Source organism: Arthrobacter sp. 05N428_2 (assembly GCF_056397065.1).
This window is the reverse complement of record NZ_JBFTMR010000016.1, coordinates 1-13,071: the sequence shown is the minus strand read 5'-3', so window position 1 is coordinate 13,071 and position 13,071 is coordinate 1. Positions and strand designations below refer to the sequence as shown.

18 protein-coding genes are annotated in these 13,071 nt (G+C 63.3%); 3 read left to right on the top strand and 15 right to left on the bottom strand.

Annotated features, from left to right (window positions below; all coding sequences use genetic code 11):
* Window positions 1-100: 100 nt before the first annotated feature.
* The 3 genes from rpmJ to AC1DGI_RS15345 form a co-directional block, all read right to left on the bottom strand.
* Window positions 101-214: a 50S ribosomal protein L36 gene (gene rpmJ, locus AC1DGI_RS15355; protein ID WP_009358722.1), complete on the bottom strand. Its 114-nt coding sequence runs from the start codon at window positions 212-214 to the stop codon at window positions 101-103.
* Between the two features lie 69 nt (window positions 215-283).
* On the bottom strand, window positions 284-505 hold the full coding sequence (infA, locus tag AC1DGI_RS15350) for a translation initiation factor IF-1 (protein WP_009358723.1): 222 nt from the start codon (window positions 503-505) through the stop codon (window positions 284-286).
* A gap of 169 nt (window positions 506-674) precedes the next feature.
* Window positions 675-1,703 carry a P1 family peptidase gene (locus AC1DGI_RS15345; protein WP_476899443.1) on the bottom strand — a complete coding sequence of 343 codons (1,029 nt, stop codon included), beginning with the start codon at window positions 1,701-1,703 and terminating at the stop codon, window positions 675-677.
* A gap of 193 nt (window positions 1,704-1,896) precedes the next feature.
* On the opposite strand from AC1DGI_RS15345, the gene AC1DGI_RS15340 reads away from it, so the two are divergent.
* The 3 genes from AC1DGI_RS15340 (at window position 1,897) to AC1DGI_RS15330 (ending at window position 5,199) form a co-directional block, all read left to right on the top strand.
* Window positions 1,897-2,847: a carbohydrate ABC transporter permease gene (locus AC1DGI_RS15340; protein ID WP_476899442.1), complete on the top strand. Its 951-nt coding sequence runs from the start codon at window positions 1,897-1,899 to the stop codon at window positions 2,845-2,847.
* Window positions 2,844-3,776, top strand: a complete 933-nt coding sequence (locus tag AC1DGI_RS15335; RefSeq protein WP_476899441.1) for a carbohydrate ABC transporter permease — start codon at window positions 2,844-2,846, stop codon at window positions 3,774-3,776. The genes AC1DGI_RS15340 and AC1DGI_RS15335 overlap by 4 nt, the downstream gene beginning before the upstream one ends.
* Window positions 3,777-3,852: 76 nt before the next feature.
* Window positions 3,853-5,199, top strand: a complete 1,347-nt coding sequence (locus AC1DGI_RS15330) for an ABC transporter substrate-binding protein (RefSeq protein WP_476899440.1) — start codon at window positions 3,853-3,855, stop codon at window positions 5,197-5,199.
* An 88-nt stretch (window positions 5,200-5,287) separates the two neighbouring features.
* Here AC1DGI_RS15330 and map read toward each other — a convergent pair whose 3' ends face one another.
* The 12 genes from map to rplN form a co-directional block, all read right to left on the bottom strand.
* Window positions 5,288-6,115, bottom strand: a complete 828-nt coding sequence (gene map / locus AC1DGI_RS15325) for a type I methionyl aminopeptidase (RefSeq protein ID WP_441402772.1) — start codon at window positions 6,113-6,115, stop codon at window positions 5,288-5,290.
* 108 nt (window positions 6,116-6,223) lie between these two features.
* The gene (locus AC1DGI_RS15320; RefSeq protein WP_476899475.1) at window positions 6,224-6,793 is read right to left on the bottom strand and encodes an adenylate kinase; all 570 of its coding nucleotides are present in this window, start codon (window positions 6,791-6,793) and stop codon (window positions 6,224-6,226) included.
* A 5-nt stretch (window positions 6,794-6,798) separates the two neighbouring features.
* On the bottom strand, window positions 6,799-8,109 hold the full coding sequence (gene secY, locus AC1DGI_RS15315) for a preprotein translocase subunit SecY (protein ID WP_476899439.1): 1,311 nt from the start codon (window positions 8,107-8,109) through the stop codon (window positions 6,799-6,801).
* Between the two features lie 183 nt (window positions 8,110-8,292).
* Window positions 8,293-8,787 carry a 50S ribosomal protein L15 gene (gene rplO / locus AC1DGI_RS15310; RefSeq protein ID WP_011692793.1) on the bottom strand — a complete coding sequence of 165 codons (495 nt, stop codon included), beginning with the start codon at window positions 8,785-8,787 and terminating at the stop codon, window positions 8,293-8,295.
* Window positions 8,788-8,994 carry a 50S ribosomal protein L30 gene (rpmD, locus tag AC1DGI_RS15305; protein ID WP_267275868.1) on the bottom strand — a complete coding sequence of 69 codons (207 nt, stop codon included), beginning with the start codon at window positions 8,992-8,994 and terminating at the stop codon, window positions 8,788-8,790.
* 3 nt (window positions 8,995-8,997) lie between these two features.
* Window positions 8,998-9,678 carry a 30S ribosomal protein S5 gene (gene rpsE, locus AC1DGI_RS15300; protein WP_441402800.1) on the bottom strand — a complete coding sequence of 227 codons (681 nt, stop codon included), beginning with the start codon at window positions 9,676-9,678 and terminating at the stop codon, window positions 8,998-9,000.
* Between the two features lie 26 nt (window positions 9,679-9,704).
* Window positions 9,705-10,088, bottom strand: a complete 384-nt coding sequence (gene rplR / locus AC1DGI_RS15295; protein ID WP_018773674.1) for a 50S ribosomal protein L18 — start codon at window positions 10,086-10,088, stop codon at window positions 9,705-9,707.
* A gap of 2 nt (window positions 10,089-10,090) precedes the next feature.
* Window positions 10,091-10,627 (bottom strand): 50S ribosomal protein L6, encoded by a 537-nt coding sequence (rplF, locus tag AC1DGI_RS15290; RefSeq protein WP_090575311.1) that lies wholly within the window; start codon window positions 10,625-10,627, stop codon window positions 10,091-10,093.
* An 18-nt stretch (window positions 10,628-10,645) separates the two neighbouring features.
* Window positions 10,646-11,044 carry a 30S ribosomal protein S8 gene (gene rpsH / locus AC1DGI_RS15285; protein WP_476899438.1) on the bottom strand — a complete coding sequence of 133 codons (399 nt, stop codon included), beginning with the start codon at window positions 11,042-11,044 and terminating at the stop codon, window positions 10,646-10,648.
* Between the two features lie 81 nt (window positions 11,045-11,125).
* The gene (gene rplE / locus AC1DGI_RS15280; protein ID WP_091563108.1) at window positions 11,126-11,707 is read right to left on the bottom strand and encodes a 50S ribosomal protein L5; all 582 of its coding nucleotides are present in this window, start codon (window positions 11,705-11,707) and stop codon (window positions 11,126-11,128) included.
* Window positions 11,707-12,066 carry a 50S ribosomal protein L24 gene (rplX, locus tag AC1DGI_RS15275; protein WP_441402150.1) on the bottom strand — a complete coding sequence of 120 codons (360 nt, stop codon included), beginning with the start codon at window positions 12,064-12,066 and terminating at the stop codon, window positions 11,707-11,709. Before rplX ends, rplE begins: the two co-directional genes overlap by 1 nt.
* A gap of 3 nt (window positions 12,067-12,069) precedes the next feature.
* The gene (rplN, locus tag AC1DGI_RS15270) at window positions 12,070-12,438 is read right to left on the bottom strand and encodes a 50S ribosomal protein L14 (RefSeq protein ID WP_003803789.1); all 369 of its coding nucleotides are present in this window, start codon (window positions 12,436-12,438) and stop codon (window positions 12,070-12,072) included.
* Window positions 12,439-13,071: the final 633 nt, after the last annotated feature.

Below are 13,071 nucleotides of genomic sequence, written 5' to 3'. Positions count from 1 at the left end.
TAGCTGTCCGGACTCGTTCTAGCTCAGTGTCCCAGATCAGCTTGTGCTGCCTTTTATTTACTTGCGTGGGTTAGCAACCCAAGGTTTCCCGTGAAGGGAATTAGCCCTGGCGCTGCTTGTGGCGCGGGTTCTCGCAGATCACCATGACCCGGCCATTACGGCGGATCACTTTGCACTTTTCGCAGATCTGCTTGACGCTCGGCTTGACCTTCATGGCGTTCCTTTGCGTGTTGCAGTTGGTCAGCTGGACCGGCCCTCGGCTAGTGCCCGGACCGCCCAGTGTTTACTTGTAGCGGTAGACGATACGACCACGTGTCAGGTCGTAAGGGCTCAGCTCCACCACTACCCGGTCCTCAGGGAGAATCCTGATGTAGTGCTGGCGCATCTTTCCAGAGATGTGTGCCAGAACGATGTGCTTGTTGGTCAGCTCAACGCGAAACATCGCGTTGGGCAGCGCCTCGGTCACAACGCCCTCGATCTCAATGACCCCGTCCTTCTTGGCCATACCCTCCGCTAACTGTTGTTGCCACCGCCCCTCCGGCTTGCACCGGCGATCGCTGTGGACGTTTTTTGATTGCTTGGTCGCTACGGCAGGCCCACAAAAGGGCACAACAGGGCAGACAACCAACAGACAACACTACGGCATCACGGGCCGAATGTTAAATCCAGCTATGCTAGCGCACTCCGTCCCGGTATGCACGAAAACTCCCCGCCGGGGTCTCCACCTCTTCCGCGGCAGCGATCCCATCCAGGATCGCCAGCCGGACGACGTCGGCGGCAGCGCTCTGCAGCGTAATCAGGCTAAGCTGCCGCGCGGCTTCCGTACTCCGGTCCAAGGCCACGGCGCCCGTGGCCAGGCAAAAGACCGTATCCCCGTCCGCCAGGGTATGGCTGGGATTCAGCGCCCTCGCAAGGCCGGCGTGGGCTGCAGAGGCTGTCCGCTTGCACTCGGCCTTGTCCAGGATGGCGTTGGTGGCGACGACGACGAGGGTTGTGTTCAGGGCGGGCGGCGCATCCGAATCCCTCCGCGTGCTCGCTCGTTCCTCGCTTAGACGCACGCTTCCGGGTTCCGGATGTGCCGCCCGTTCCGGTTCCGCGCCACCCCCAGGTTCCGTCCGCCGGCTCGATGTGTTGAACGGCAGACCCAGGGCGTTTACGACGGCGAGGGCGCCAACGACCACGCCGTTCTCTAAAGTGAGGGAGGCTGTGCCAACTCCGCCTTTGAACTGTCCCCGGCCGATGAGGGCTCCGGTGCCGGCGCCGATGTTGCCGCGTTCGACGTCGTGACCGTTCTGGTGGGCGGCGGCGTCGGCGGTTGCCGTGTAGCCCATGTCCGCCGTCGGGCGCGCTGCGAAGTCGCCGCCGCGGCCGAGGTCGAAGATGGCGGCCGCGGGCACGATTGGGACTACTCCCCCGGTGACGGCGAAGCCGCGGCCGTTTTGCTCGCACCAGCGCTGGGCGCCGTGTGCGGCCGCCAGCCCGAAGGCGCTGCCGCCGGTGAGGACCACGGCGTCGACGGCGGTGGTCAGGGTGGTGGGGTCGAGAGCGTCGGTTTCGTGCGTGCCGGGACCACCGCCGCGGACGTCGACCGAGCCGACGGTACCGGGCGGCGGCAGGACCACCGTCACGCCGCTCAGCCAGCCCTCCCCGGTCCGGGAGGCGTGGCCCACGCGGATTCCGGGCACGTCTGTGATCGCTGTCATGGCTCCATTGTGCCAAACGAACACTGTGGCCTACTGCAACCAACCGGAGGGTGAACGGGCGACGAAGCCTGGCATAACAAAGCTCTGACAAGGCCTCATGCGGGGTACCGGCCCCAACCGGTGTGGTGAAGTGTTTGTTGATCCTCCACCCAACCGCCCGTCATCGACAGGCCCGGATCCGTTAGAGACCCCCATGACAAAAAAATTACTGGACAGTCCTGCGGCCACCGCCGCGGCTGTCACTCCGGACCAGCGCAGGGGACGCTGGTCCGCCCGGTCCCGCCGGGACTTCATCGTGTTCCTGGCCCTGGCCTTGCCGAACCTGGCGTTGATAGCGGTGTTTACCTATCTCCCGCTGATCAACAACATCTATTACTCGACGCTGGACTGGACGTTGGGCTCTGCCTCCGCCACAGTCGTCGGCTTCGACAACTACATCAACTTCTTTACCAGCACCGACGCCCCCAAGGTACTGGGGACCACGGCCGCCTTTACCGTCGTCACCGTTGGCGGTTCGATGGTCCTCGGGTTGCTGGTGGCCCTCGCCCTGAACTCCAAGGTCCGTGGCACCACCTTCGCCCGGTCCGCCGTCTTCGCCCCCTATGTGCTCAGCGGGGTCGGCGTCGGACTGGTGTGGCTGTTCATCTTCGACCCCGGCTACGGGGTGCTGTCCTGGCTCCTGCGCGGCATCGGCCAGCAGAGCCCGCAGTGGATCAACGACCCGCAGCTGTCCCTGGTCATGGTGATCGTCGTCTACATCTGGAAGAACCTCGGCTATTGCGCCGTCGTCTACCTCGCGGGTCTCCAGTCGCTCCCCCGGGATGTGATGGAAGCGGCCTCGCTGGACGGCGCCAGCGGTCTCCGCCGTTTCGTCAGCATGTCGGTTCCCCTGCTCTCCCCCACCACGTTCTTCCTGCTGATCACCACGATGCTCAGCTCCCTGCAGGCCTTCGACCTGATCCGGATCATGACCCCGCTCGGCAACGGCACGTCCACCCTGATCTACGAGGCCTATCTCCAGGCGTTCGGCGCCTACAACCGGGCCGGTTACTCGGCATCCGTCTCCGTGGTCCTCTTCGCGATCCTGCTCATCATCACCGTGCTGCAGCTGCGGTTCGTCGAACGGAAGGTGCACTACTCGTGAGCACGCTCTCTCCTGTTAGTCCCGATCCGACCAAAACCTCGGGGTACACCCCCGACGGCGGTCCGCAGGTCCCGGTGCAGCGCAGCCGCCCCTTCTCCCGCGCCAACCTGGTCCAGACGATCGCCGGCGGTTACATCCCGCTGATCGTGGCCAGCCTCGTGGTGGTCGTGCCGCTGCTGTGGATGTTGCTGAGCTCCTTCAAGCAACCCGGCGAGATCGTCACCACCGATCTCAAGATCCTGCCGGAAGGCCTCAACCTGGACAATTACCGCGTCGCCATGACTACCGTGCCGTTCGGCCAGTTCTTCGTGAACAGCCTGATCGTCACCACCGTGGGCTCCACGGTGAAAGTGATCCTGGCGATCCTGACGGCCTACGCCCTGGTCTTTGTGCGTTTCCCGTTCAAGAACGTCATCTTCGTCGTGATCCTGGTGGCACTCATGGTGCCGCCGCAGGTGTCGATCCTGCCGAACTACATCCTGATTGCCGGCATCGGCGGGAAGAACACCCTGTGGGGAATCATTCTTCCTGGCTTGGGCACGGCCTTCGGCACCTTCCTGCTCCGACAGCATTTCATGACGCTGCCCGGCTCCATCCTGGAGGCCGCAGAGATCGATGGCGCGGGGCACTGGCGGCGGCTCTGGCAGGTCGTCGTCCCCGTCTCCGGCCCCTCCATCGCAACGGTGGCGCTGGTGACGGTGGTTAGCGAGTGGAACGACTACATCTGGCCGCTCATCATCACCGACCGGCCGGAGACCATGACCCTGCCGGTCGGGCTGACCCTGCTGCAGAACTCGGAAGGAAACGGCGCCGGCTGGGGCATCCTGATGGCCGGCGCGATGCTCGTCATTGTTCCGATCCTCCTCGTCTTCGCCGCGCTGCAGCGCTACATCGTCGCCGGCCTCACCCAGGGCAGCGTCACCGGGTGACGCAGCCTTCCGCTCCAACACACACCCCGTACACCCCCATCATCACAACGAGTCAACACCCTTGAGAGGACCCACCATGGCACTAAATCTTGACCGCCGACACTTCCTCGGCCTGGCCGGCGCTGGCGCAGGCGCGGCCGCACTGGCAGCCTGCGGCGGCCCGTCCACCGGATCGACCACCGCCACCTCCGGCGCAGCCGACATCGACTTCAGCGGTGTGAAGCCTGCCGCCTCCATCGACTTCTGGACCAACCACCCGGGCAAGTCCCAGGACGTGGAAAAGGCGATCATCGAGAAGTTCCAGGCGAAGTTCCCGGAGATCAAGGTGAACCTGGTGACCGCGGGCGCCAACTACGAGGAAATCGCGCAGAAGTTCCAGACTTCCCAGGCCGCGAAGACGGATCTCCCGGGCCTCGTGGTGCTCTCGGACGTCTGGTGGTTCCGGTACTACACCAACGGCAACATCATCCCGCTCGACGGCCTGATCAAGCAGCTGGACATCAAGGTCGACGACTTCCAGAAGTCGCTCGTCGCGGACTACAAGTACGCGGACAAGCAGTGGGCGCTCCCCTACGGCCGCTCCACCCCGCTGTTCTTCTACAACAAGGACCACTTCAAGGCCGCGGGACTGCCGGACCGGGCGCCGAAGACGTGGCAGGAATTTGGTGACTGGGCCCCCAAGCTCAAGGCGAGTTCGGGCGCACAGTACGCCTACATGTATCCGGCCCTCGCCGGCTACGCCGGCTGGAATCTGCAGAACAACCTGTGGGGCTGGGGCGGGAGCTGGTCCAACGGCTGGGACGTCAACTGTGACTCCACGGAGCCGGTGGCCGCGCTGCAGTGGGCGCAGGATTCGATCTACAAGGACAAGTGGGCTGGCGTCTCCTCCAAGAACGCCGCAGACGACTTCTCCGCCGGCATCGCGTCAACCACGATTTCCTCAACCGGCGATCTGCTGGGCGTGCTCAAGTCCGCCAAGTTCAACGTCGGCGTCGGCTTCCTGCCGGGTGGGCCGAAGAACGAAAGCCCCGTCTGCCCCACGGGCGGCGCCGGGCTCGGCATCCCCAGCGGCGTCAGCAAGGAGGTCCAGCTCGCTGCGGCCACCTTCCTGAAGTTCATGACCGAGCCGGAGAACACCGCGGCGTTCTCCGCGGCCACGGGCTACATGCCGACCCGCACATCCGCTGACATGGGCGCTGTCCTCGCGGCGACGCCGCAGATCAAGACCGCCATGGACCAGCTCGCGGTCACCCGGGTCCAGGACAACGCCCGGGTATTCCTGCCGGGCGCTGACCAGGAGATGGCGAAGTCGGCCGCGAAGATCCTCACGCAGCAGGGCGACGTCAAAGCCACGATGACCGACCTGAAGACCACGCTGGAGGGCATCTACACCAAGGACGTGAAGCCGAAGCTGAAGAGCTAGCCTCCCCGGCGCAACTGGCTCGCAATTGTTGTCGTTTTGAGCCCTCAAAACGACAACAATTGCGAGCTACTCGGGTTTAAGGGGTGACTTAGGGGATCGGGACCGGGACGACGCCGAGCGGCGCCAGCTTCGCGGCTCCCCCGTCGGGCGCGGAGAGCACCCAGATGCCCTTCTCGTGGACGGCCACGGAGTGTTCCCACTGGCAGGAGCGCTTGCCGTCGGTCGTGATCACCGTCCAGTCGTCCTCCAGCACGGCGGTGTCGATGCTGCCGCGGACCAGCATCGGTTCGATGGCCAGGCACAGCCCGGGCCGGATCTTGGGCCCACGGTGGCTCGTGCGGTAGTTCAGCACATCAGGGGCCATGTGCATCTCCGAGCCGATGCCGTGGCCCACGTAGTCCTCCAGGATGCCCAGCGGCTTGCCCGGCACGGAGGAGACGTAGTCGTCCACGGCGTTGCCGACGTCGCCAACGAACTTGCCGGTCGCCAGCGCCGCGATCCCGTGCCACATGGCCGCCTCGGTAACGTCGGAGAGCCGCTGGTCTTCGGGGTCAGCGGTGCCCACGATCACGGTCCGGGCCGAGTCGGAGTGCCAGCCTTCCACGATGGCGCCGCCGTCGATGGAGATGATGTCCCCGTCCTGCAGGACGCGGTCCCCCGGGATTCCGTGGACCACCTCCTCGTTGACCGAGGTGCAGATAGTTGCCGGGAAGCCGTGGTAGCCAAGGAAGTTGGACTTCGCCCCGGCGTCCTGCAGCACGCCCGCGAAGACGGCGTCGAGGTCGCGGGTGGTCACCCCGGGGACCGCTGCGGCCACGGCGGCGTCGAGTGCGCGGCTGAGGACCAGCCCGGCCTCATGCATGGTCCGCATCTGGGCGTTGGTCTTGTATTCAATGCGGGTCTGGCCGAATGCCATCCTCAGCGTCCTTTCGTGGTGCCGCCCGGCCCCGCGAGGGTCGGACGGACAAATGCCTGAGGCTCCTCCCGGCGCTGCGGGAGGAGCCTCAATGGAAACGGGCCCGGCTCAGGCGGACTGCGCCGCTTTGATGGCCTGCATGACGCGGTCGGTGACCTCGTCGATGCCGCCGATGCCGTCAACCCGGGTCAGGATCCCGCGGTCGGCATACTTCGCCACCACGGCTTCCGTCTGCCCGTGGTAGAGATCCAGCCGGTGGCGGATGACGGTCTCGTTGTCATCGCTGCGGCCGGTGTCCCGGGCGCGGCCCAGCAGGCGCTTGACGAGTTCCTCATCATCGGCCGTGAGCTGCAGGACGACGTCGAGCTTCTGCTCGCCGTCGGCCAGGATCGCGTCCAGGTAGTCCACCTGGGCCGTGGTCCGCGGGTAGCCGTCGAGCAGGAAGCCCGGCTCGACGTCGGACTCGGTAAGGCGGTCGCGGACCATCTTGTTGGTCACGCTGTCCGGAACGAAGTCGCCCGCGTCCATGAACTTCTTGGCTTCGATGCCGAGCGGCGTCTCACCCTTGACGTTGGCGCGGAAGATGTCGCCGGTGGAGATCGCCACGACACCGAGGCGCTCCGAAATACGTTCCGCCTGCGTTCCCTTGCCCGAACCGGGAGGTCCGATAATCAACATTCTCGTCATCGCAAAAGCCCTTCGTAGTGACGCTGCTGTAGCTGCGCATCAATTTGCTTGACGGTCTCCAAACCGACGCCCACCATGATCAGGATCGAGGTGCCGCCGAACGGGAAGTTCTGGTTGGCGTTGATCAGGACCAAGGCAATCAGCGGGATCAGGGCCACAAGGCCCAGGTAGAACGCGCCGGGCAAAGTGATCCTGGAAAGCACATACTGCAGGTAATCTGCGGTCGGCTTGCCGGCACGGATACCCGGAATGAAGCCGCCGTACTTCTTCATGTTGTCAGAAACTTCCTCAGGGTTGAAAGTAATCGCGACATAGAAGTACGTGAAGAAGACAATCATGGCGAAGTAGAGCGCCATGTAGATGGGGTGGTCACCGCGGGTCAGGTTGTTGTTGATCCACTCAACCCACGGCGCCATGGACTCGCCTGGCTTGGGCTGGTTGAACTGCGAAATCAGGCCCGGCAGGTAGAGCATCGAGGACGCGAAAATGACGGGCACGACGCCGGCCATGTTCACCTTGATGGGGATGTAGGTGCTGGTGCCGCCCACGGTGCGGCGGCCGATCATGCGCTTGGCGTACTGCACCGGGATGCGGCGCTGGGACTGCTCGACAAAGACGACCAGCGCCACTGTGAGCAAGCCGATGACCAGCACCATGAAGAACGTGCCCGGCCCCTGCGCCTTCCAGATCGCGCCCAGCGACGTCGGGAAGCCGGCGGCAATGGACGTGAAAATGAGCAGCGACATGCCGTTGCCCACGCCCTTTTCCGTCACGAGCTCGCCCATCCACATGATCAGGCCGGTACCGGCCGTCAGGGTGATGATGATGAGGATCGTGGTGATGATGCTGGTGTCCGGGATGATCGGCAGCTGGCAGTTAGGCAGCAGCTGGCCGGAGCGCGCCAGCGACACCAGCGTCGTGGCGTTCAGCAGGCCGAGGGCGATCGTCAGGTAACGCGTGTACTGCGTCAGCTTGGACTGGCCCGAGGCGCCCTCGTCGTAGAGCTGCTGGAACCGGGGAATGACCACCCGGAGCAGCTGGACGATGATGCTGGACGTGATGTACGGCATGATCCCGAGCGCGAAAATTGAGACCTGCAGCAAGGCACCGCCGCTGAACAGGTTGACGAGCTGGTAGATCCCGCCCGTGGTCTGACCGTTCTGCAAGCATTGCTGGACATTCTGGTAGCTCACACCAGGCGAGGGGATGAACGCACCCAAGCGGAAGATTGTGATGATTGCCAGCGTGAACAACAACTTGCGTCGCAGATCAGGCGTGCGAAAGGCCCGGCCGAATGCGCTAAGCAAGCGTCCTCCTGAGGAATAAGTAAAGTCGTGTGAGACAGGTCAAATAAACCCAACAACCGAGTCTAACGGGTGGATGCGCCCGCCGAACAATCGGCGGGGCCCGGAAATGAAAAAACTCCCGACGCCGGGGCCGGAGCCCCGGAGCCGGGAGTTTCAACAACGGGCGAATGCCCCGCCGCCTCCTTAGAGGGCGGTGGTGCTTCCGCCTGCTGCGGCAATCTTTTCCGCGGCACTGGCCGAGAATGCGTGGACGGTGACGTCAACCTTGACGGTGATGTCGCCGGTGCCCAGCACCTTGACGGGCTGGTTCTTGCGAACGGCACCCTTTTCGACCAGGTTCTCCACGGTGACTGCGCCACCTTCCGGGAACAGCTCGTTGAGCTTGTCCAGGTTTACAACCTGGTACTCAACCCGGAACGGGTTCTTGAAGCCGCGCAGCTTCGGCAGGCGCATGTGCAGCGGCAGCTGGCCGCCGGCAAAGCCAGCCTTGATCTGGTAGCGGGCCTTCGTACCCTTGGTACCGCGACCGGCGGTCTTACCCTTGGAACCTTCACCACGACCAACGCGGGTCTTGGCGGTCTTGGCACCCGGGGCGGGACGCAGGTGGTGAACCTTCAGTGCGTTCTGCTTCTCAGCAGCGGCGCCCTGTGCCTTCTCGGCGGTGTTCTTCTCTGCCATTTACTTCGCCTCCTCTACCTTTACCAGGTGCGGAACCGTGTTGAGCATTCCAACGGTCACGGCATCGGCGGTCCGGACAACGGTGTGTCCGATCCGCTTCAGGCCGAGGGACCGCAGGGTGTCGCGCTGGTTCTGCTTGCCGCCAATGACGGACTTGATCTGAGTGATCTCCAACTGGGCGTCGGAGGGAATCAGGTTTTTAGCCACGACTCAGACACCTGCCTTCTGGTTCATGATCGCCTTCACCATTGCCGCCGGAGCGATCTCGTCGAGCGGGAGGCCGCGGCGTGCTGCCACTGCTGCCGGCTCTTCGAGGCGCTTCAGCGCATCAACGGTCGCGTGAACGATGTTGATGGCATTGGAGGAACCGAGCGACTTGGAGAGGATGTCGTGGATGCCCACGCACTCCAGTACTGCACGGACCGGACCGCCGGCGATAACACCGGTACCGGCGGAAGCCGGACGCAGCATGACGACGCCTGCGGCGGCTTCGCCCTGAACACGGTGCGGAATGGTGCTGCCGATGCGGGGAACGCGGAAGAAGGACTTCTTGGCCTCTTCAACGCCCTTCGCGATGGCGGCGGGAACTTCCTTGGCCTTGCCGTAGCCGACGCCGACCATACCGTTGCCGTCACCGACGACGACGAGCGCGGTGAAGCTGAAGCGACGACCACCCTTGACGACCTTGGAAACACGGTTGATGGTTACGACGCGCTCTACGAACTGGCTCTTCTCGGCTTCGCGGCCGCCGTCACGGCCACCACGGCCACCACGGTCGCCACGGCCCTGGCCGCGGTCGCCACGCTCGCCACGACGGGCGCCACCACGGGCGCCGTCGGTGGTAGCAGGCGCAGCGGTCTCAGTTGCCGGAGCAGCTACAGCTTCAGTCACCTGAATGTCCTTTTCGTTATTTTCGGTCACAGTGCGAGCCCACCTTCACGTGCGCCGTCAGCGACGGCGGCGATCCGGCCGTGGTACTTGTTACCACCGCGGTCGAAGACAACTGCCTCGATGCCGGCAGCCTTGGCACGCTCGGCGACGAGCTCGCCGACGCGCTTGGCTTTGGCGGTCTTGTCACCGTCGAATGCACGAAGGTCGGCTTCCAGAGTGGACGCGCTCGCTACGGTCAGGCCCTTGGTGTCATCGACAACCTGGACGAATACGTGGCGTGCGGAACGGTTGACGACCAGACGCGGACGTACAGCCGTACCGGAAATGCGCTTGCGGATACGAAGCTGGCGGCGGCTGCGCTGGGCAGACTTGCTCTTGTTCGTACGCTTCTTGTTAATTGCGATCGCCATGGTTACTTACCAGCCTTTCCGACCTTGCGGCGGATGACTTCGCCTGCGTAACGGATGCCCTTGCCCTTGTAGGGGTCCGGCTTCCGCAGCTTGCGAATGTTGGCAGCAACCTCGCCGACCTGCTGCTTGGAGATACCTGAAACAGAGAGCTTGGTCGGGGTCTCAACTGCAAAGGTGATGCCGTTCGGTGCCGAGACGTTGACCGGGTGGCTGTAGCCCAGAGCGAACTCCAGGTCAGAACCCTTGGCCTGGACGCGGTAACCGGTACCGACAATCTCAAGCTTCTTCTCGTAGCCTGCGGTGACACCCTGGATCATGTTGGCGATCAGGGTGCGGGTCAGGCCGTGCAGCGAACGTGAGGCGCGCTCGTCGTTCGGGCGGGCGACAGTCAGGGTGCCTTCTTCCAGGGAGACCTCGATCGGGCTCGCCACAGTGTGGCTCAGCTCGCCTTTGGAACCCTTGACGCTGACGACAGAGCCGTCAACCTTGACCTCAACGCCGGCAGGAACGGTGATGGGGAGACGTCCAATACGTGACATTATTCTCTTCCTTTCCCGTTACCAGACGTAAGCGAGGACTTCGCCGCCCACGCCCTTCTTGCCGGCCTGCTTGTCAGTCAAGAGGCCGGAAGAGGTGGACAGGATTGCAACACCCAGGCCACCGAGCACGTGCGGCAGGTTGGTGGACTTTGCGTATACGCGCAGTCCCGGCTTGGAAATACGACGAACGCCAGCGATGGAACGCTCGCGGTTCGGACCGAACTTGAGCTCGAGGGTCAGCTTCTTGCCAACCTCAGCGTCTTCTTCTTTCCAGGAGGCGATGTAACCTTCGGCCTTCAGGATGTCGGCAACGCGTGCCTTGAGCTTGCTGTACGGCATGGTCACGGATTCGTGGTATGCCGAGTTAGCGTTGCGCAGACGCGTGAGCATGTCTGCGACGGGATCTGTCATTGTCATGTGGGCTCTTGCCCTTCCTCATAACGGTTTCCGCTGCAACGGTTTTCAACAACCGGCAGCCGGACCTTTTACGTAGCTAGATTAGTCTTCGGTCTTGAACGGGAAGCCAAGCGCCTTGAGCAGCGCGCGGCCTTCGTCGTCGGTCTTGGCAGTGGTCACGACAGTGATGTCCATGCCGCGAACGCGGTCAATGGAATCCTGATCGATCTCGTGGAACATAACCTGCTCGGTCAGACCGAAGGTGTAGTTGCCGTTGCCGTCGAACTGCTTGCCGCTGAGGCCCCGGAAGTCGCGGATACGCGGCAGTGCCAGCGTGACCAGACGGTCCAGGAATTCCCACATGCGGTCGCCACGCAGAGTTGCGTGCGCACCGATCGGCATGCCTTCGCGCAGCTTGAACTGTGCGATCGACTTGCGGGCCTTGGTTACCTGCGGCTTCTGGCCGGTGATCAGGGTCAGATCGCGGACAGCGCCGTCGATCAGCTTGGAGTCCTTGGCGGCATCTCCAACACCCATGTTCACAACGACCTTCACCAGACGGGGAACCTGGTTGACGTTCTGGTACTTGAATTCCTCAGTCAGCGAGTTCTTGATGGAATCGGCGTACTTGGTCTTCAGACGAGGAACGATCTTGCTTGCCGGAGTCTCGAGAGTCTCAGTCATTAGATGTCCTTCCCTGAGCTCTTGGCCACGCGGACGCGCACGTCACGCTTCACGCCATCGCGCTCAACGGTCTCGGTGCGGAAACCGACGCGGGTGGGCTTCTTGGTGGAGGGGTCAACCAGTGCCACGTTGGAGATGTGGATTGAAGCCTCAACGACCTCAATGCCACCGGTCTTGGTGCCGCGCTGCGACTGACCGACCTTGGTGTGCTTGGTTACGCGGTTAATGCCTTCAACCAACACGCGGTTGGTATCGGGGAAGACGCGCAGAACCTTGCCCTGCTTGCCCTTGTCGCCGCCGCGCTCAGCCTTGGCGCCAGTGATGACCTGAACGAGGTCACCCTTTTTGATCTTAGCCATGGACTAGAGCACCTCCGGAGCCAGAGAAACGATCTTCATGAACTTCTTGTCGCGAAGTTCACGACCAACCGGTCCGAAGATACGGGTACCGCGGGGGTCACCGTCGTTCTTCAGGATGACGGCTGCGTTCTCGTCAAACTTGATGTAGGAACCATCCGCACGGCGGCGTTCCTTCTTGGTACGGACGATGACAGCCTTGACGACGTCGCCCTTCTTTACGTTGCCGCCCGGAATTGCGTCCTTGACGGTAGCGACGATGACGTCGCCAATGCCTGCGTAGCGACGGCCAGAGCCACCGAGAACGCGAATGGTAAGGATTTCCTTAGCACCCGTGTTGTCGGCAACCTTGAGTCGCGACTCCTGCTGAATCACTATTTACTCCTTGCGTCGCGCCGGTTCTCAGACCGAAAATCTTCCTACGGAATGAGCCTTGCGGAACGGTTGATCGGGGTGTCTCTTGACCTGCCTGGATTTTGCCAGACCAGGCCTAAACGCCCGTGCCAAAAACATTTGCTTCCCGGGCGGTTCCCGACGAGTCGGGGCGCGAGGGGGCACTATGCCGTGGCACGATTGTTTACGAGGTTGACGATGACGCGCGAACGGCGCCATACAAACTCAAAATCTTAGCATGTTTTCGCTGGATCCCCATATCACAGCAATGCGCTCCGGGCACAAGCCTGCCCGCCGACGGCACTGCGTCCGACGGCGCCACTCACGGGGCGGGCATTCGGCCCGCCCAGGCCACCGCTCTCCCCCTCCCCCCGGGACATCCAGTCAACGTCGCACCCGTCCCCCGAACGCTCCCTCACATCACGCAAGGATTCCAGCGACCCTCCCGCACATCCTGCAAGGACGCAGGGACTATCTCACTAACGGTGTATCCGGCGGTTTCCTTTAGTAGTTTTCAGCTGCCGGGAATCGGTCGCTGAAGGTGATGGCGAAGGCGTTCAAAGCGGGCTTCCAACGCACGGCCCATCGGGTCCTGCCGGCACCGGTCGGATCGAG